The organism is Paenibacillus sp. 3LSP, from assembly GCF_032465655.1.
Classification (GTDB): Bacteria; Bacillota; Bacilli; order Paenibacillales; family Paenibacillaceae; genus Fontibacillus; species Fontibacillus barengoltzii.
On record NZ_JAWDJI010000209.1, the window covers coordinates 1 to 18,937 of the forward strand.

The following is an 18,937-nucleotide window of genomic DNA, read 5'->3' on the forward strand; positions in this document are numbered from 1 at the left end:
CACGTATGAACTCAGTTGAACGAACTTAAAAGGACGCCGCCAGGCGTTTTTCTTAATACCACAAAACCCATGATAGTTCTCGATCATGAAGCTGGACGACCGGCTGAAGCGGCTGCTTGCCGCCGAATGCGAGACGCCGGCGCTGGCCGTGCGGGGCCCGTTCGAACCGGTGCGCTATCGCAACGGCGCCGTTGAAGAGAGCGGCAAAAAGCCGCCTTCCTTCGGCATGACGACCGGCGAAGAGCATGCGGTCATTCGCGACGGGAAGCTTTCGCTTGATAACCTGATTTATGTGGTCGATAAAATGAGCGCCATCATCATCGAAAACGAAGTGCCCTTCTGCGAACTGGACTCCCATGCGGGGGACGGGGACTTCGGCATGAGCGTGGCGAAAGGATTCAGGCAGCTCAAAGCGGAATGGGACGAAGTGACCGCCCAAGCAAAAGACATCGGCTCGTTCCTGGACGCGTGCTCGCTGGTGATCATGGAGCACTGCGGCGGAGCCTCCGGACCGATCTGGGGTTCGGCGTTCCGGGCGGCGGGCAAATATGCGGGCGAGCGGAAAGAGCTGTCCGTGCCGGAAATCGCCGAAATGATGGCCGCCGTGGTCAAAGGCGTTCAGGATACCGGCGAACGATCTTTCGGCAGGGGAGCCGTCGTCGGCGACAAAACGCTGGTCGACGCGCTGGCGCCTTACGCGGATGCGTGGGCAGCGGCGGCTGAAGACGGCGCTGACCTGATTGCCGCCGGCATCCAGGCAGCGGAGGCGGCGGTCGAAGGCGCCAAAAAGACCGAAGCAATTTCCGCCCGGATGGGACGCGCGGGAACGGTCGGCGACCGGAGCATCGGGTACCCCGATGCCGGAGCGTATGCGCTGGGCGTCATTTTTACCGGAATTGCCCGGTCGCTTAGATCGTAACGGAGGATGATTGCATAAGATGCCGGATGCCGCATGTTCAACGCGAACATGCGGCATCTTTTTTTTCATGGATTCTTCATGGATTCAATGTTGCAAGGGGTTTGTCTGCAAGATGCAAACATGCTAGGATAACGAATACATACGTTGCCGGGCTTCTCCTGAAACGGGAGACCCGCGCAGCAGCCATTTGGAAAGAATAATGCAAAAGAGGTTGTCACATGCCGAATACGATTTTGATTGTGGAAGACGAACCTATTTTACGGGAAATCATGAAGGATTATCTTCTTGAGGAAGGATACGGGGTGCTCGAAGCCGCCGACGGCAAACAAGCGCTTGCGTTATTCCAGGAACATGAGGTCGATTTGATCATTTTGGACATCATGCTGCCGGAATTGGACGGCTGGTCCGTGTGCAAGAGGATCCGCAAGGCGTCAAACGTCCCGATCATCATGCTCACCGCCCGCTCGGACGAAGACGATACGCTCCTCGGATTCGAGCTCGGCGCCGACGATTACGTCACCAAGCCGTACAGCCCGCCGATCCTGCTTGCACGGGCGAAGCGGCTTTTGGACCGCCGGCAGGTTCGCGAACAGGATAGCGATACGCTGACTAGCAGCGGCATTACGATTCATTTTCCGTCCCGCACCGTATCGGTCGTGGGGGAAAACTGCAGCTTAACGCATACCGAATTCGAGATTTTGGCCCATCTCATGAAAAACAAAGGAATAATCATCACCCGGGAGCAGCTGATCACGAAAATTTGGGGATATGATTTCGCAGGAGACGACCGCACGGTAAACAGCCATATCCGCAATCTCCGTTCCAAGCTGGGGGAGCATGCCAAACATATCGTCACGGTCGTACGTTCGGGGTATAAATTCGAGGAGCAGCCATGAAAAGGAGCATCGTGCTTAAGCTGTTCTTATTGACCGCGGGGTTGTGCCTGTTCCTGATCGCCGTGATTTTCGCCTTGCAAACCGTGTTTTTCAAACAATTTTATGCCCATCAAAAGGTAAAGGATGTGCAGTCGGCGCTGCAAGCTTACGGACAGGACTACGCGAAACATGCCGCGAACGCGCGGCAGACGGCGAAGCTGGAGCAAGATTTTTACCAAAAGTATAATACATGGATCACGGAATTGGACTCCTTTGGAAATTTGCAACATACCGACGATTACTTTATGGAGATCAAGCTGGACCGTATGGACGATTACCCTGAGTTCTCCGGTCGCACGATCAAAGTCCCGCTCTACAGCTTTATTAACGTGGAAGATTTTTATAGCGATAACCAATTTATCACGCCTTGGATCAAGGAGGGCGAACCCATCGCCTTTGAAGGATTGATCATAAAAGAGCAGCTGGTTATCCAGCGGATGGCGAAATACCCATACAATCTGCGGGAGGAAGGCCAGTTGGAAAATCGGCAGATGGTCAACAAAGAGTACGAAGTCGTCAATCGGTACCCGAGCCCCCCGACCCAGTATCATGAAACTTATCCCAGCGTTTTGTTCACCGGGATGATTACGAAAGTCGAAATACCGGAAGGCGCAGGAGGCTCGCGCTACACGAACCACTTGTTTCTGGAGCGCATCAAAGCTTTCCAGGCCGATTTGCTTTACGGGGATTATGATCAAACGGCAGATGCGAAACCATTGCTGAATTACGAAGAAAACGGCGTGAGTTACAAAATATTCATCGATCCGCTCCAAGACGAGAAAGGGAAAACCGGATACCTGTTTGCGGTCACGTCGCTGCAGCCGGTGAACGAAGCTGCGGGGATGATCCGGCATTATTACGCCTACATTGCGGCCGGCGCGCTGCTGCTCGTGCTGCTTGCGTCGTTCTATTATTCGCGCCGGATCGCCCGGCCGCTGCTCCGCATCAACCGAACCGCGCAGCAAATGGCGGCGCTCGATTTCTCCGAAAAAATACCGGTTGCGACCAAAGACGAAATCGGCGATTTGTCGCGCAGCATCAACGAGCTTTCCGAGAAGCTGCACAGCCATATCGTCAGGCTGGAGCAGGACATCGAAAAGGAAAAGCAGCTCGAGCATACGCGGAAGGAATTTATCTCCGGGGTGTCGCATGAACTGAAGACTCCGCTAAGCGTCATCCAAAGCTGCTTGTCCGTGCTCAAGGACGGGATTGCCAGCCATAAGCGGGATCATTATTTTGCGGCGATGGAAGACGAAGTGAACCGGATGAACCTGCTGATCGGGGACATGCTGGAATTGGCCAAATACGAGTCCGGCACGTACAAAATGGAGATGGGACCGTTTGACATCGGCGCTGCCGTCGGGCGGATATGCGCCAAATTGGCGCCGGACATGGAGCAAAAAGGACTTCGCCTGCACGTGTCGCTTCAACCGGCCGAAGTCGTCGGCAATGAGCTCCGGATCGGTCAGGTCCTGGTCAATTTTTTGACGAACGCGATCCGTTATACGCCCGGGGAAGGGGCCGTTTTCGTCGCCGTCACGGAAGAAAGGGAACGGGTAAAAATAGGCATCGAGAACAAAGGCACCCATATCCCGGAGGAGCAGCTGGGAAAAATATGGGACCGTTTCTACCGCGGGGAACCCTCCCGCCAGCGGTCGACCGGAGGTACGGGACTCGGCCTGGCCATCTCCAAAAAAATCCTGGAAATGCACGGCGCCCCTTACGGCGTAACCAACACGGAGGACGGGGTTCTGTTCTATTTTTATTTGAATAAAAAAACGTAAGATGAAGGCGCGAACTTCGGTTCTGCGCTTTTTTATTTTTATTTGATGATGATGACGTCCGCATCTCTGCATCTCTTTCTACTAAATCTTTATTGCAGATACCCATCAATATAAAAAGTTTTACGATCAACAGCAATTTGTAGACCGTAAGCTCCGCGATCAAATCGCCGAGGAAGGCATCAAAATCCGGGATTGGACGATCGATTCGAACGATTGGAAGCTGAAGGATCGCAATTTATAGCCGCAGGGCGGCGTTAAAAAGGAAGATTTGACGGAAGGAGCTATCTCTACGGGCCGATCGGTTCTTGGAGACAGCTCCTTTTTCTCGTTTCGCATCGCAGCCCTCCGGAATCTCTACATCGTTTTGATGCCATCTGCACTTGATCTTTATTTCGCGCGATTAAACTATTTTTCGGAAGGAGGAGAGAGAGAATGAGAAAATCCGTGCTGATCGTGACTTGCTGCTGTCCGGCGCGCTGATCGTCCTGCTTTATGGCATCCGTTCGGCAGGTCAAGCCGCGGCAGCATCGATCTAAACCATCGAATGATAAGCTTTTTGGGCCAAAACGGCGCCGCCTCCCATCCGCCGGGGACGCCTTATAAAGTCGTCATCGATCCCGGACACGGGGGCAAAGACCGCGGCACGACCGGGGCGAGCGGAAATTTCGAGAAGGATTTTACGCTGCGGCTGGCGCTTAAAGTGGAGGAATTAGCGAAGAAGGAGGCGGAAATCGAAGTTCATCTGACCCGGACGGATGACCGGTTCATATCTTCGGCGGACCGCGAAAGGCCGAAACTCGCCAACGATCTGGGGGCCGATTTGTTTATATCCATTCACGGCAATACGTACGAGGACGCAAGCGTTTCGGGGACGGAAACTTACTATTATCACGACGATCCCCTCCCTTTGGCCGAAATCATGCAAAAGCATGTCGTTCAAGGGAGCGGGTTTCGGGACCGGGGCGTCAAGAAAGAGAATTACTTCGTCGTGAAGGATACGGAGATGCCGGCCGTTTTGATTGAGACGGGGTATCTAACGAACCCGCAGGAAGAAGCGCAAATGCTGGACGACGAGGCGCAGTACCGGATAGCCGGGTCCATCCTGGACGGTATCAAGGATTATCTGAAGCTGGATTAAACCATAGATGGAAATTCGATTCAAGGAAGGTAGATGGACATGAACAAAAAAATCGTAACGTCATTGCTCATCGGGAGCATCGCGGTAGCCCTGGCGGCATGCGGAAACGATGCGCCGGAAAAGCAGGCGCAAGAGACTGCTTCCCAAACGCAGGAACGGGGGAATGCTGCTGCATCCGCGCCGGAGGATTCGTATCAACGGACATTTGAAGATTGCGTGTTTCTGGGGGATTCCATTACGGAGGGGTTGTCCTTCCACGAGTTGCTCGACGAGAAAAACGTGCTGGCCGGCGCGGGGAAAACGGCGGAATTTTCGCTGGAGGACATCGGCGAGCTCACGAAGCGCAATCCAAAGCAGGTGTTTATTCAATTGGGTTCGGATGACATTTTGTGGCCGACGGACGACCCCATAGCTTACTCCATGAAAAACTACGCGAAGCTGATCGGCAAGATCAAAGAAAAGCTTCCGCAAACCCGGATCACGCTGTTGTCGGTGACCCCGGTAACGGAGGAGGCCGTCAAGATGGAGCCGCGCTATCAAAATATCGGCCGCTACAATCAAGCCGTCAAAGAATTGGCCGGCAAGGAAGGCGCCTCTTTTGTCGATTTGTCGCCGATCTTTTCGGGCGGCTCCGATTTTTACGATGCCGATGGGATTCATTTCAAATCTGAATATTATACGAAATTGCTGGAGCTGCTAAAGGAGCAAGCGAAATAACATGGCGGCGGTTCAGTCCCTTTTGGAGGTGACGCGGGTTGGTTTTTAGCAGTCTGATTTTTTTGTTTCTTTTTCTGCCCGTCACCCTGCTGGTTTATTATGCGTCGCCTAGGAAGCTTCGGAACGGCGTCCTCTTTGTCGCAAGCTTGATTTTTTATGCCTGGGGCGAACCCGTATACATTTTGATCATGGTGTTCTCGACGGCGTTTGATTACGTGAACGGTCTTTTGATCGAGAAGTACAGGCACCGAAAGGGGATCGCAAGGGCTGTATTCATCGGTTCGATGACGGGAAGCTTAGGCCTTCTCGGGTTCTTCAAATATGCCGGATTTCTCGCGGATAACATCAACGGGCTGTTTCATCTGCATCTGCAAACGGCCGATCTGCCGCTGCCGGTGGGCATCTCCTTTTATACGTTCCAAACGATGTCGTATGTCGTGGACGTATATCTTGGAAAAGCGCCCGCACAGAAAAACATCGTTGCTTTCGGGACGTACGTGACGATGTTCCCCCAGCTTGTCGCGGGTCCGATCGTCAAATACGGCGACATCGCCGGGCAGCTTGCTTCGCGCAGCGTCAGCTTGGCCCGCTTCGGCGAGGGGGCGGAGCTGTTCATGAAAGGCCTCGCCAAAAAAGTGCTGCTGGCCAACAACATCGGGTTGCTGTGGACAAGCGTCAAAGCGGAGCCGTTCGCCGAGCTTTCCGTCCTGTCCGCCTGGCTTGGGATCATCGCGTTTACGCTGCAGATTTATTTCGATTTCAGCGGGTATTCCGATATGGCGCGCGGCCTCGGCAAAATGTTCGGCTTCGATTTCATGGAAAACTTCCGCTATCCCTATATATCCAGAAGCGTCACGGAGTTTTGGCGCAGATGGCATATTTCGCTTGGCGCCTGGTTCCGGGAATATGTGTACATTCCGCTTGGCGGCAATCGTCAGGGCATGGCGAAGCAGCTTCGGAACGTGCTGGCCGTATGGTTTTTGACCGGTCTATGGCATGGCGCCAGCTGGAATTTTATCGTATGGGGATTGTATTTCGGTTTTTTCGTCATGATCGAAAAGCTGTTCCTGCTGCTGTGGTTAGGTCGTTGTCCCGCATGGTTCGGGCATGTCTATACGCTGCTGATCGTCATCGTCGGCTGGGTATGGTTCGAAATGGAGCATTTGGCGGAAGCCGTGCAATTCATCGGCGTGCTGTTCGGCTTCGGCGGTAATGGCTTTGTGGATCGGCAGGCACTGTACGCGCTGTCCGCGAATGCCGCGCTGTTTATCGTATTAGCCTTTTGCGCGACCCCGATTCCGGGCAAGATGCTCGCATTCGTGAAAACGAAATGGCAATGGGCCGGCTCTATCGCCGCTCCGCTCCTGTATTTCCTGTTCATGGCGTTGTCGACGGCTTACCTGGTCAACGAAACGTACAATCCGTTTTTATATTTTCGATTTTAAAGGAGGGCGGCCATGGACAAGTTCGAAAATTTCAACAAAAAAACGCCGGCGGTATTGCTGCTGCTGTTTATCGGCGTCATGCTCGCCCTGAATCTGGCCGCGCCGGACCGGACCTTTTCGGACTCGGAGAACCGCATGCTGAAGCAGCTGCCGCATTTTACGTTCGAATCGCTGCTTTCGGGCGCCTTTACTTCCGATTTCGAGGCTTACGTGTCCGATCAATTTGCCCTGCGCGACTTATGGATCGGAGCGAAAACCGACGCGGACCGCGCCATGGGAAAAAAAGAAAGCAACGGCGTTTACCTTGGAAAAGGCGGTTACCTGATCCAGAAGTTCGTCCCTCCGGCGGAAGGGGATTTGGAAGCCAAAATGCAAGCCATCCATGCGTTTGACCAAGCGACGCCAGGCTTGCGCAAATATGCGATGATCGTGCCGACGGCAGCGGCCGTGCTTCAAGCAAAGCTGCCGAGATACGCCGAAACCGGCGCCGAGGAGGTTTATTTAGGAAAGGTCCGGCAGATGATGCCTCCCGGCATCCGTTTTGTCGATGTGTTCCCCGCATTATATGCTGTACGGGAGCAGCCCATTTTTTATCGAACCGACCACCACTGGACGACGAAAGGGGCTTATGCCGCCTATCTGGAGCTGTGCAAGCACATGGGGCTGAACGCGCAAAAAGAAGAGGATTTTCACATCCGGCAGGCCACCGGCACGTTTTTCGGCTCGCTGTATTCCAAAAGCGGGTACAGGCATGTGCAGCCCGACTCCATCCAGCTCTATCTGCCAAAGCATCCGGAAGCCTATACCGTCTCGTATGTCGACGAAGGGCGGACCACCGATTCGTTGTATGCGATGGACCAGCTGCGGAAGAAGGATAAATATGCGGTCTTTTTGAACGGCAACCACGCGCTGGTTCGGATCCAAACGGGTCAGAAGAACGGGAGAAAGCTGCTGGTCGTCAAGGATTCGTACGCAAACAGCTTCGTTCCGTTTTTGCTCATGCATTTCGGCGAAATTGACGTGGTGGATCTTCGTTACTACGAGGACGATCTGGCGGCTTTGGTGAAGGAACGCGGCATTCGGGAGATGCTGCTGTTATACAACGCAATCACGTTTTGCGAAGACCCATCCATCAAACACATATCGGAGTGATTTTATGAATACGCCATGGAAAGGAAAAACACGGGGCTGGCTTGCCGCCATCCTCGCAATCGCCGTCGTCATTGGCCTGTTATCCGGGTGCGCAGGGGGGAGGGGCAAAGGAACCGCCGCGACGTCCCTCGATGAAATAGGGGAAAAGATCGGACAGGCGGCAGATTTGAAAGAAATGAAAAAGGGAGACCTGAAAAAGCTGCAGAAGTTGTACAATATCGATCCGGACGCCGTCGAGGGCTTCATCCTCTATACGTCGAACTCGAACGTCAGAGCGGATGAATGGGCAGTGATCCAACTGAAGGATCCGCAGCAGGCGGAAAACGTCAAAGCCGGCATCGGGCAGCGGATTGCCGCGCAAAAAATCAAATTCAAGGATTACCGCCCCAACGAGTTTTTTCTGGTGGAAAACCATGTGCTGAAAACCAAAGGTTCGTTCGTCTTTTTTGCTGTCTCTCAGGAAGCGGAGCAAATGGAAAAAGCGTTCGACGATGCGTTTTGATGCTTTTTTGACTGGATAGATGCACAGATAGATATCAAATGATCATAGTTTGCTGCCAAAGAAGCGGGGCGCTGCATCGACGCGGCGGAATGACGCTGCTGGGCGTAGCCGTTACTTTTATCACCCTCAAACGGAAAAAGCAGCCATCCAAGATGGAGAAAAAAGAAATGGCTTCGCATTAATATTTTAGACCAATCAATCTGAAAAGGGGAAACCAGACATGAACAACGACAGCAAAATTTTGATAACAGGCGCGAGCGGCAAAACGGGAAGCCGCATTACGAAACGGCTTATCGAGTTAGGATACGGCGTTCGAACCGCGAGCCGCGGGCAATCGGCTACTCTCGGGGCAGGCGAGCAAGTGACATTTGACTGGTTCGACGAATCAACGCATGCACCCGCTTTAAAAAACGTCGATAAGCTGTATTTGGTCGGTCCGGTTGGGATGATGGATCCTTCGCCAATCGTGCTGCCTTTTCTGGAAAAAGCTTTAAGGGAAGGCGTACGCAGGGTCGTTTTTCTCGGCAGCGCTTCGATCCCCGAAGGCGGCCCGGTTTTTGGCAAGATACATCAGGCCATACGCCAGCGCGTTCCGGAATGGGCGGTACTGCGGCCGTCCTATTTCATGCAAAATTTCACCGAAGGCCATCATGGAGCCCAAATCATCCGTGAAGGGACCATGATCACCGCCACCGGGTCAGGCAGGGTCGGGTTCGTGGACGCCGACGATATTGCAGAAGTGGGGGTGAGGGCGCTGATCGATCATCAGCCCCACAACACCGATCATATCATCACGGGTCCGCATTCCCTGACTTACGCGGAAGCGGGTGAAATCATCGGCGCGGCGGCCGGCCGGGCGATTCATCATATACATGTAAGCACGGGGGAGCTGGCGAACCGGTTGACGTCTTTTGGCATGGCGGAAGATTATGCCCAGTTTCTTGCCGGAATGGATGAAGACATCATGCTCCATGGCAAGGAGGATTTGGTAACCGATACGGTCGAGCGCATCACCGGGCGCCCTCCAAAGTCGCTGGAACAGTTTGCCCGCGAGCATGCTTCGTTTTGGAGACCGTAATAAACAGAAAACCGCGGATGCCGCGGTTTTTTGTTTTTGGGGCCGGACGGCATAGCCTGAAAAAAATAATATATCAACATCTGCATCTCATATCTCGGCGATTTTGGGTAAAAATGTTAAGGCATAGGGGGTTCCCGGGCAAGACCAAAAAAACGCAAAGGTGTGTGACATCGATGAACAAAAGAATCGTCTCTCTGTGCCTTGCAACCGTGCTCCTGACAAGCAGTTGCGACCGTGGTGCCAACGGCCATGCGGAAACCGCCGCGGAAAAGGAAAATGCGGAAATGGGCATGATGAGCATGCATCATCACTCCGATTCGGGAGAAGTACCGAAAGGGTTAAGAGAAGCCGAGCATCCGACATACCATGTGGGAGATACCGTGGTCATCCACGCGAAACATATGGCTGGCATGGACGGGGCCACGGGAAAAGTGGTCGGAGCTTATGATACCGTAGCCTATTCCGTTACGTACACCCCGACGGACGGAGGCAAACCGGTGCGCAACCATAAGTGGGTCATTCAGGAAGAAATCAAGGATGCAGGCAATCAACCCTTGGAGCCGGGACAGAACGTGATATTGGAAGCCGATCATATGGAAGGCATGATGGGGGCTCAGGCCACGATCGAAACGGCCGACCGGACGACGGTATATATGGTGGATTACATCCCGACAAACGGGGGAGCCCCGGTAACAAACCATAAATGGGTCGTGGAAAGGGAGCTTTCCGAAAGATTATATAAAAGTTAACTTCCCGTACCCGGACCATTCAGCCTCTTTCGTCCTGTTTCCCCGGAGCGGCTGCCGATGACGATGCCCGTTCCCCATCTTCCACTTGCGTAAAACAAGGCGCCCATCGAGAGATGGACGCCTGATTTGCATTCGGACACACGACTTTTTATGGCTTTATGCGGTTTTGTTTCCGGTTTTCCGATGCCGCCGCAGCAGCGGGTAAAACAGGATGCCGCTGACGATCAGCGCAACTCCGAGCAGGAACGTCTTGAGATCCGCCGTTCCCGCGATGATCACCCACAGCGAATAGATCGCCGCCAATCCGGCAATGATTCCCTCGCTTACGCGCTCCTTCCGCAGCGCGTAGGTTTCGCCGGTCCAGATCAGCTTGAGGTGATAAAGCGAAGCGATCAGGTAAGGCACCAAATAAGCGAGCGTAGCGATATAGATGATAAAATCGAATGCGGCCGAAATGGAGCCGGAAACCGTGGACAGCAGCAAAATCTGGCCGAGCGCGTTGGAGACCCAGAGGGAAACCTTAGGCATGCCTTTGCCGTTTTCCTTGGAAAACGACGGGAGGAACACGCCCAGCTTGGCCGCTTGAAAAGGCACCTCGGCGCTGAGCAGCACCCAGCCGATCGTGGAGCCGAGCAAACTGATGAGCCCAAGACCCGCCAATAGCTTGCCCCCGATCGGGCCCGTCACGGCGGAAATGCCGTCGACTAACGGATTCTGGGAAGCCATCAGCTGCTCCTGCGTCAGGAGGCCCATCGTCAGCATGCTGATGCCGACATACAGCACGATCGAAATCAGCAGCCCCGCGATGGTCGCGCGGCGGATATCCTGCTTCCGGCGGGCGCGGGCGGCAAAGACCATCGCGTGCTTTCTCAAAGTCAACATCTTTCAAATTACATCCAAAGAAAATGACATCTGTTAATTTAATACTACAGCGAAAGATATGACTGGACAAGGAGTGAAACAGGTTTTACAATGGATTCAAGGGGACGGAATGTTTCCGTCGTACACTTGAATTCCCAAAAAAGGACGAGAAAACGCAAATGGATGACAGCGTGGAATCACTCAATATAACCTCCATCCAAGATTTACAACCGATTCACATTATGTTGGTCAATGGCACAACATTCGAGCGAACCTGGGATCAGTTGGTCCGCCAACATCATTATCTTGGATACACCAAAATGTATGGTCCCCGTATTAAGTACTTGGCCATGCATCATGATCAGCCGTTGGCAGCCATCAGTTACAACCGGGCCGCACTGAAAGTGGGCGTGCGGGATCGCTTCATCGGATGGGATGAGGCCTTGAAACAACAGCATTTGGATCGGTTGGTGTGCAATAATCGTTTTCTCATCTTGCCGTGGGTTCATGTACCGAACCTTGCTTCGTATGTGTTGTCCCGGACTTTGCGGCGTCTCCGGGAAGATTGGTTCCGTTTGTACGGTGCCCGTCTGTTCCTGGTCGAAACCTTTGTCGATCGATCCCGTTACGAGGGAACGTGTTACAAAGCCGCGGGATGGCAACCATTGGGCCAAACCCAAGGGTTTTCCAAGGTTGGACATGCATACAAGTATCACGGACACCGAAAAACGGTTTTCGTTAAAGTACTGGACCCGCGTTTCCGAAAAGAGTTGGGCGTAATGCCCGACCCCCGTCCCCTATTCATCCGCAAAGCGGAAAACAGGGAGGGGACCCGGATGCTGCTATCCATACCGGACTATGATCCGCACATCTTGGAACAATGCGGGATTGATGAGAATGAGAGCTCGATCGTTTCCGACATGCTGGAGCAATATTTGGAACACTATCGCCCCTGCTATAAACGTTCCGAACAAAAACAGCTCGCGGATACCTTTATCAAAGGGCTGCTCAGCGATCTGGACCGGAAATCCATTGAGCCGGTAGCGCTTCGTTATACGGGAGCTGAAGGCGTGCGTCCACTGCAAATGTATTTCAAAAATTCAACTTTTGACGATGAAAAGATGCTGAAGATCTATCAGCAGCAATTGGCCGCGCTGATCGGCGAGGAAGACGGGATGCTCAATGTGGACGGCTCCGACTTTCCGAAGAAGGGCTCCCATTCCGTGGGGGTCGCTCGTCAGCATTGCGGCATCTTGGGCAAAACGGAGAACTGCCAGGCTGGCGTATTTGTAGGTTACTCCAGCACCAAAGGGTATGGGCTGGTTGATCGGCGGCTCTACATGCCGGAGTCCTGGTTCTCTGAATCCTATGCTAGATTGCGAAAGCAGTGTGCCGTTCCCGATAACCTGACGTTCCGGACGAAAAACCAGTTGGCTTCGGAGATGCTGCAAGCTGCAGCCGCTTCCGGTACATTTCCATTCCGGTGGGTCGGTTGCGACTCGGCCTTCGGCTGTGATCGGGCTTTTCTCGAATCCTTACCGGAGGGTTGTTACTACTTCGCCGATGTACGTGCCAATGAATTGGTGTTTCCCGGTATGCCCGAGATGATCATTCCTCCTTCAAAGACCAAAGGACGGAAATACAAGTATCCGCGACCCTCGTTTCCGCCGGTCAAAGTGGCCGATTACGCGAACGATGAACATTTGCCGTGGCAACGCATCGTTTTGGCTGAAGGGGCCAAGGGACCCATTGTGGCTGATGTCAAGTGTGTACGAGTAGTGGTGTGCACCAGTTCCACGCCCTATGGAAACTATCTGGTGCCCAAAGAGGCCGTGTGGCTGTATATCCGTCGTTATGCCAATGGCCGAATTAAATACTCCCTTTGCAACGCGCCGGAAGATACGCCGATGGAAGTCCTGAATCGGGTAGCGACCATGCGTTGGCCGATTGAACAATGCTTTGAGGAATGCAAGAGTCACTTGGGTATGGGACATGTGGAAGCTCGTTCTTACAAGGCGTGGCATCGGCATATGCTGTTTGTCATGATGGCACATTTATTTACGCAAATGCTGCGCATTCACTTTAAAAAAAACGATCGTATTGACCATGCCGATGGCTAAGCAACTGATCGCCGCTTCTCTTTCTCAGGATCGTTCGATCTATCACCGGGTTCTGAATGAAATCCGGTATCGACTGAAACGCAATCAAATCGCTTACTTGTCTCACCGAAAGAAAGTAATGAAGATGATCGGTTCAAAAACGTGAATTCTAGAACTTTCGCTGTAGTACTAATTGAATTAATAGATTTACTACGAGGGGCAAAATTACTTGCAAATTGCAAATAAATGAGTATAATGGATTCATAAGAGGTGAGGCACCATGGAAAATGTACGTGAATTATTTCAGATCATGACTCGTCGCTTTGGCTTTCTGAATAAAAACTGCTGTTCTGCGGGTGGCTGTGACATCTCCGTCATTCAAAGCCATATCCTTTATGAAATTGATCGTCAGCACAAGCCTTCTATTCAGCAAGTAGCAGAGACATTAGGGACCGATATCACGACATTTAGCAGACAGGTTCAATCGTTAATTAAGATGAATTTAGTCAAGAAAACGCCCGATCCAAAAGACCGCAGGGTGCATCTTCTTTCCTTAACGACGGAAGGCAAGTATGTTGCGGGGGCGATTGACCAGCAAATGAAAGATTATTTCAACGAAATCTTCTCGCACATGAACGATTTTGAAAAAGAGACCGTCATCCGCTCGATCAAACTATTAAACGAAGCGATGGCGAAATCCAGCCAATGTTGTTCAGCCCCTTATTAAGGGCGATCTTTTCAATAATATTTGCAAAATGCAAATAATTATAAATATAAAAAAGTAAAGGAGAGAGGATTCATGAATCAAGTCAAGAACGATCAAATTCGCCAAAATGTACGCAGCCGGTACAAAGAAATTGCTTTGCAAGGGGCGGAGGAGTCCAGCTCGTGCTGCTCGTCAGAATCAAGCTGCTGCGGTACGGCCAATGAGGTCTCTTCGCAGTTGGGTTATTCTACTGAAGAACTAGCGGCTGTTCCAACTGGCGCGAATCTAGGCCTAGGATGCGGGAATCCGCAGGCAATAGCAGAGCTGAAACCGGGGGAAGTCGTATTGGATCTCGGAAGCGGCGGCGGTTTCGATTGTTTTCTGGCATCAAGGCAGGTTGGGGATACCGGTTATGTGATAGGGGTCGATATGACGCCTGAAATGGTGAGCCGCGCTCGGGGCAACGCTGTCAAAGGCGGGTTCACGAATACGGATTTTCGGCTGGGGGAGATTGAGCATTTACCGGTTGCGGATCAAACGGTGGATGTGATCATATCTAACTGCGTCATCAATCTCTCGCCGGATAAACAACAAGTCTTTGATGAGGCATTCCGTGTTTTACGCTCCGGCGGGCGTCTAGCCATTTCCGATGTCGTTACGACGGCAGAGCTTCCGGCGGAAATCAAAAACGACTTGGATGTTTTGTATTCGGGGTGCGTATCTGGGGCTTCATCGGTTGAGGAACTCAAAGCGATGCTTAAGCAAAGCGGATTTAAGGATATCGTAGTCGAGCCGAAAGAGGAATCCAGAGCGTTTATTAAAGATTGGGTCCCTGGTTCGAAGGTAGAAGACTACATTGTTTCTGCCGTCATCAAAGCGGTCAGACCCTAAGGTTCATCGATTCCGACCGCGCATTCTCGGGCACTCGCTGTGAACCGGAAGGTCGGTTCCCCTAACGTCTCTAAGGGGGATGGCAAGGACGAGAGGTCCTAGGAACTGTGCCGAGAGTCGATCCCGGGGCACGACGGGCGTGCCTTCAGACCGAGTCTGGACCAGAAGGGATTGCGTTTGCGGACATTATTGGAGCCGACATCGATTCGCCGGATTAACGACGAGTAAATTTGTGCAAAGCTAAAGTAAAACCAATGAAGCTGCTGATCTGCCGCTGGCGGATCGGGAGCTTTTTTTGTTAACAGAAGGTGAAAAATGAATGAGCTGGGATCTGGAGGGAGTGGGCGGGAAAACGTCATTTTTTAGGAAGGAAGTCGCCGATCAAGGCAGGATGGCATGACGCAAAAACGTATTCCAAGATGCTGAAAAAACGATAGTCCCAAGCTGGGACCTGGGAAGCTTTTTTTGTGAGGGGCTGTAACGGAAGCAAATCGCGAAAAACCGCAGAATGATGCGATTTTCGGACAAGACTTTGGTATCAATTTTGTAACCATTATGGAAAAGGGTGTAAAAATTGAGCGAAACCTAGATGAATTTCGCACGTCTATTATCACGAAATGAACCAACCGGACAAGGGTGCCGAAAATCCGTATCCCCCCGGAAAACAGGCCCAACTGTAAAACACTCCCAACAGCCTAGTTACACGACAGGTCCGGTTGGTTCATGATTAAAAGTGATTTTGAGAAGCGGAGGTGCGAATCGGCCATACTGCATCATCACCTGCATAGCTGCATAGAAAAGCGGCCGTACGTAAGGTTGCTGCCCTTATTGCTCATCGGAGGCCAGACACAGCAGGGGCATCGATCTTAAACGGAACGTGCACGAGAAGAAGAACAGCGAGGTGAACTAAGAGGTAAATCCGATGACGACATTAGCGAAGAAACGATTAGCGATCGGGCTCGTTCTGGCAGGCCTCTTGATCGCAGGCTGCGTGGTGCTGGTCGTATTAAACTGGCCGCCGCCCCATTACAGCTATGCGGCAGAGGACGGAACCGAGCTGAAGTTCCGCACCGAAGGGGACAAATTTCTCGCCTATGACGGCGAGAGCCGCTGGGAGGAGCTGTTCGTCAAAGGCGTCAACCTGGGGGCGACGGTGCCGGGACATTTTCCTGGGGAATTTCCGATCACGGAAGACGACTACTTACGCTGGTTCCAACAAATTGACGATATGGGCGCAAACGTCATTCGTATTTATACGGTGCACAACCCGGTGTTCTACAAGGCGCTCGTCAAATACAACCGGGACAAAGGGAAGGATCCCCTCTATTTCATTCAAGGGATCTGGTCGCCGGAAGAGCAACTCATTGAGCAGCAGGACGCTTATATTCCGGGGATCAAGGAAGCCTTTCACAAGGAAATTGAAAAAGCGGTCAAAGCTGTATACGGCGATTTGAAGGTGCCCAAGCAGCCGGGAACATCGGGCGGCAAATATACCGCCAACGCCGGTCCTTATCTCATGGCTTGGCATATCGGCACCGAATGGGACCCGGAAATGGTGGATAATACGAACCGCAAGCACGCGGATGTTACGCCGTATCAAGGACAGTATTTTGCGGCGACCGAGGAAGCAACCCCGTTTGAGAGCTGGCTCGCGGAGCTGGTGGACGACACGGCTCAGAAGGAGCGGGCTTACGGTTGGGAGCATCCGATCACGTTTACGAATTGGGTGACCACGGATGTGCTGGAGCATCCTGGTGAACCGTTGTTCGAGGAGGATCTGGCCAGTGTGGATGCCACCCATATTCGGCCGGTGAAATGGGAAGCAGGATACTTCGCTGCTTATCACGCGTATCCGTACTATCCCGACTTTTTCCATCTGGATAAGACGCTCGAGACGATTCCGGATGGAAATGGGGATTACAACACCTATAAAGCTTACTTACAGGAGCTCAAACCTTACTATAAGGACATTCCGGTTATGATTACCGAATATGGCGTCCCGTCTTCGCTGGGCGTCTCCCACCTCGGCCGAGGGGGACGGAACCAAGGGGGGCACAACGAACAAGAGCAAGGTGAAATCAACGTCTCTTTGACGAAGGATATTTACGATACCGGATATGCCGGCGCGATCTTGTTCATGTGGCAGGATGAATGGTTTAAGAAGACGTGGAATACGATGCGCTTTGAGATCCCGGAGGATCGACGCGCCTTTTGGCTGAATGTGCTTACGAACGAAAAACAATTTGGCCTGTTGTCCATGGGTCCCGGAAAAGAAGACGATCTCATCATCGACGGCAAGCTGGACGATTGGGACAACCTGCCGGATGGAGAGGTCCAAGTCTGGGATCAACCAGCATCTGGCATCGACCGGCTGCAGGTGACCCATGACGAAGCTTATGTGTATGTCGGGCTGCGGCTCAGCGAGCCGTTCGACCCTGCGAAGCGGCTCATCCGCCTCGGTGCAAACACACAGCCTGGCGGCAACCAACCGGTGACGGAGATGCCAGGGCTGCGGTTAGACGACGGCCTGGAAGCGATCGTGAATATCGGAAGCGATGAGGAGACTGAGGTGCGGGTGGCGCCAAGCTACGATTTCCACCGCCGTCTCTACGGGCGGTACGGTTATTGGATGCTGGACGATCCTACCGAGGAGCAAACCGTGCAGTTTCAACCTTGGAAGCTGGCGGTCAGCTTGACCATGAAACCTCCGGATACCCGATCGGCCCATCCGTTTCAGGACATGACCGTTGGGCAGCTGATTCGCGGCACAACCGACACGGGAAGCGATGATTTCAACTCTCTCGCTTCGTGGCAGTACAGCGGCAATGAGGTAGAACTGCGCATTCCTTGGATGTTGCTGGGCTTCGCTGATCCCAGCTCGCGCCAGGTCATCGACTACCGGCCTTTGAAGGAGGACCTCGCCTTCTCGACGACCGAGACCGACGGCATCACCTTCGTGCCTTGGATTGAGGAGCGAAGTGAATCAGGGACAGATCACGGTGACAGCGGGGAGAACGTTGCTTTGGACACGTTCCCCAAATACGTATGGCAGCCTTGGGAAACCGTGCAGTACACCGAACGGCTTAAGTCCGGTTATTACGCCTTGCAGGCGTTCTACCGCACCTTGCCAGATCGCAGGACCACGGGAGAATAACCAGGCGCCGAGAGGAGGAAATGAAGATGGCGGGTCAGCATCTTGGCCTGGCAATTGCCTTTATTTATGTATGCCTGGGGCTGATCGGCATAGGCATACTGCTCTTGTTTTACTTAAAGATCCGGCATTTGCGCATTCAGCGTAAAACGAAGGAATACTTGCAGAAGCACCAAGACTATTTCATGTTCCTTCAGGCTCATTTGGGCGATGCTGAGGAGCTTCCGCTGCCGCCGGGCAAGCTGACTGAGCTGGAACGGCGGGTGATCCAACAGCGGGTAACCGAATGGATCGAACAATTTAAGGGCGATCTGCAGCAGAAGCTGATCGCATTATGTTACAACGCTGGCTTTGTCCAGCAGGACCTGAAGCTGCTCGACAGCTTGTTCTACGGCCGGCGGATCGCCGCCGCCTACCGGCTTGGCGGGATGCGGGCGGCGGAGGCGGTGCCGCGGCTGCTCACGATGCTGAAGGATCAGAAATACAGCCCGCTGAGCATCGTCATTGCCCGCTCAATTGCCAAGAGCGCGGAGCATGAGCAGCAGCTCAGAGATATGCTGGTCTATTTGTTGCGTCATGGCAAACCGATTCACCATCTCGCCGCTGACATTCTGATGGAGACGCGGCTGGACACCAGCCGGCTTCTCCTTCAGTTGATGAAGGAAGACAACCCGGATCTGGTGAAGGTGGCGATGGCTGCGATGCGCGGCCAAGAAATGCCGGGGCAAGTCCCGGCGCTGGGGCGTTATGCGTTTGCGCTTGAGAGGAGGGAGACCACTGCTTAGAGATATTTTGCTGATTTATGGTCTG

General features: G+C 52.9%; 17 protein-coding genes and 2 pseudogenes. 16 read left to right on the forward strand and 3 right to left on the reverse strand.

Annotated features, from left to right (window positions below):
• Positions 1-79 precede the first annotated feature (79 nt).
• The 3 genes and pseudogenes from RW092_RS17845 to RW092_RS17855 all read left to right on the forward strand — a co-directional run.
• Positions 80-919, forward strand: a pseudogene (locus RW092_RS17845) (DAK2 domain-containing protein); the annotation flags it as partial.
• A gap of 218 nt (positions 920-1,137) precedes the next feature.
• Positions 1,138-1,815: a response regulator transcription factor gene (locus RW092_RS17850; protein WP_036713770.1), complete on the forward strand. Its 678-nt coding sequence runs from the start codon at positions 1,138-1,140 to the stop codon at positions 1,813-1,815.
• Positions 1,812-3,638, forward strand: a complete 1,827-nt coding sequence (locus RW092_RS17855) for a HAMP domain-containing sensor histidine kinase (protein WP_036713773.1) — start codon at positions 1,812-1,814, stop codon at positions 3,636-3,638. The genes RW092_RS17850 and RW092_RS17855 overlap by 4 nt, the downstream gene beginning before the upstream one ends.
• Positions 3,639-3,797: 159 nt before the next feature.
• On the opposite strand, the gene RW092_RS17860 is transcribed toward RW092_RS17855, so the two are convergent.
• Entirely contained in the window at positions 3,798-3,974 is a 177-nt protein-coding gene (locus tag RW092_RS17860) for a hypothetical protein (protein ID WP_156124688.1), read from the reverse strand.
• Between the two features lie 208 nt (positions 3,975-4,182).
• Here RW092_RS17860 and RW092_RS17865 point away from each other — a divergent pair, with 208 nt between their 5' ends.
• The 7 genes from RW092_RS17865 (at position 4,183) to RW092_RS17895 (ending at position 10,419) form a co-directional block, all read left to right on the forward strand.
• The gene (locus RW092_RS17865; protein ID WP_316010854.1) at positions 4,183-4,776 is read left to right on the forward strand and encodes an N-acetylmuramoyl-L-alanine amidase family protein; all 594 of its coding nucleotides are present in this window, start codon (positions 4,183-4,185) and stop codon (positions 4,774-4,776) included.
• Positions 4,777-4,815: 39 nt separating this feature from the next.
• Positions 4,816-5,493 carry an SGNH/GDSL hydrolase family protein gene (locus RW092_RS17870; RefSeq protein WP_306433241.1) on the forward strand — a complete coding sequence of 226 codons (678 nt, stop codon included), beginning with the start codon at positions 4,816-4,818 and terminating at the stop codon, positions 5,491-5,493.
• A gap of 38 nt (positions 5,494-5,531) precedes the next feature.
• Positions 5,532-6,938, forward strand: a complete 1,407-nt coding sequence (locus RW092_RS17875) for an MBOAT family O-acyltransferase (protein ID WP_316010855.1) — start codon at positions 5,532-5,534, stop codon at positions 6,936-6,938.
• A 12-nt stretch (positions 6,939-6,950) separates the two neighbouring features.
• Positions 6,951-8,090 carry a DHHW family protein gene (locus RW092_RS17880; RefSeq protein WP_316010856.1) on the forward strand — a complete coding sequence of 380 codons (1,140 nt, stop codon included), beginning with the start codon at positions 6,951-6,953 and terminating at the stop codon, positions 8,088-8,090.
• Positions 8,091-8,094: 4 nt separating this feature from the next.
• Positions 8,095-8,592 carry a DUF4358 domain-containing protein gene (locus RW092_RS17885; RefSeq protein ID WP_212950736.1) on the forward strand — a complete coding sequence of 166 codons (498 nt, stop codon included), beginning with the start codon at positions 8,095-8,097 and terminating at the stop codon, positions 8,590-8,592.
• Between the two features lie 220 nt (positions 8,593-8,812).
• Entirely contained in the window at positions 8,813-9,670 is an 858-nt protein-coding gene (locus RW092_RS17890; protein WP_316010857.1) for an NmrA family NAD(P)-binding protein, read from the forward strand.
• Positions 9,671-9,843: 173 nt separating this feature from the next.
• The gene (locus RW092_RS17895) at positions 9,844-10,419 is read left to right on the forward strand and encodes a YdhK family protein (RefSeq protein ID WP_316010858.1); all 576 of its coding nucleotides are present in this window, start codon (positions 9,844-9,846) and stop codon (positions 10,417-10,419) included.
• On the opposite strand, the gene RW092_RS17900 is transcribed toward RW092_RS17895, so the two are convergent.
• Positions 10,416-10,559 carry a hypothetical protein gene (locus RW092_RS17900; RefSeq protein WP_316010859.1) on the reverse strand — a complete coding sequence of 48 codons (144 nt, stop codon included), beginning with the start codon at positions 10,557-10,559 and terminating at the stop codon, positions 10,416-10,418. The two genes, RW092_RS17895 and RW092_RS17900, sit on opposite strands and share 4 nt — an antisense overlap.
• A gap of 16 nt (positions 10,560-10,575) precedes the next feature.
• Positions 10,576-11,280, reverse strand: a pseudogene (locus RW092_RS17905) (APC family permease); the annotation flags it as partial.
• Positions 11,281-11,459: 179 nt separating this feature from the next.
• Here RW092_RS17905 and RW092_RS17910 point away from each other — a divergent pair.
• The 6 genes from RW092_RS17910 to RW092_RS17935 all read left to right on the forward strand — a co-directional run bounded on the left by RW092_RS17910 (position 11,460) and on the right by RW092_RS17935 (position 18,912).
• A complete protein-coding gene (locus RW092_RS17910; RefSeq protein WP_316010860.1) occupies positions 11,460-13,400 on the forward strand; it encodes an IS701 family transposase in 1,941 nt (646 codons plus the stop codon).
• Complete coding sequence (locus RW092_RS17915; RefSeq protein WP_316010861.1) at positions 13,393-13,545, forward strand: hypothetical protein; 153 nt, start codon at positions 13,393-13,395, stop codon at positions 13,543-13,545. Before RW092_RS17910 ends, RW092_RS17915 begins: the two co-directional genes overlap by 8 nt.
• A gap of 114 nt (positions 13,546-13,659) precedes the next feature.
• Positions 13,660-14,106 (forward strand): MarR family winged helix-turn-helix transcriptional regulator, encoded by a 447-nt coding sequence (locus RW092_RS17920; RefSeq protein ID WP_028538299.1) that lies wholly within the window; start codon positions 13,660-13,662, stop codon positions 14,104-14,106.
• Positions 14,107-14,178: 72 nt separating this feature from the next.
• Complete coding sequence (locus tag RW092_RS17925) at positions 14,179-14,976, forward strand: arsenite methyltransferase (RefSeq protein ID WP_016311643.1); 798 nt, start codon at positions 14,179-14,181, stop codon at positions 14,974-14,976.
• Between the two features lie 922 nt (positions 14,977-15,898).
• Positions 15,899-18,130 (forward strand): hypothetical protein, encoded by a 2,232-nt coding sequence (locus RW092_RS17930; protein WP_316010862.1) that lies wholly within the window; start codon positions 15,899-15,901, stop codon positions 18,128-18,130.
• A gap of 26 nt (positions 18,131-18,156) precedes the next feature.
• Complete coding sequence (locus RW092_RS17935) at positions 18,157-18,912, forward strand: hypothetical protein (RefSeq protein ID WP_016311645.1); 756 nt, start codon at positions 18,157-18,159, stop codon at positions 18,910-18,912.
• Positions 18,913-18,937: the final 25 nt, after the last annotated feature.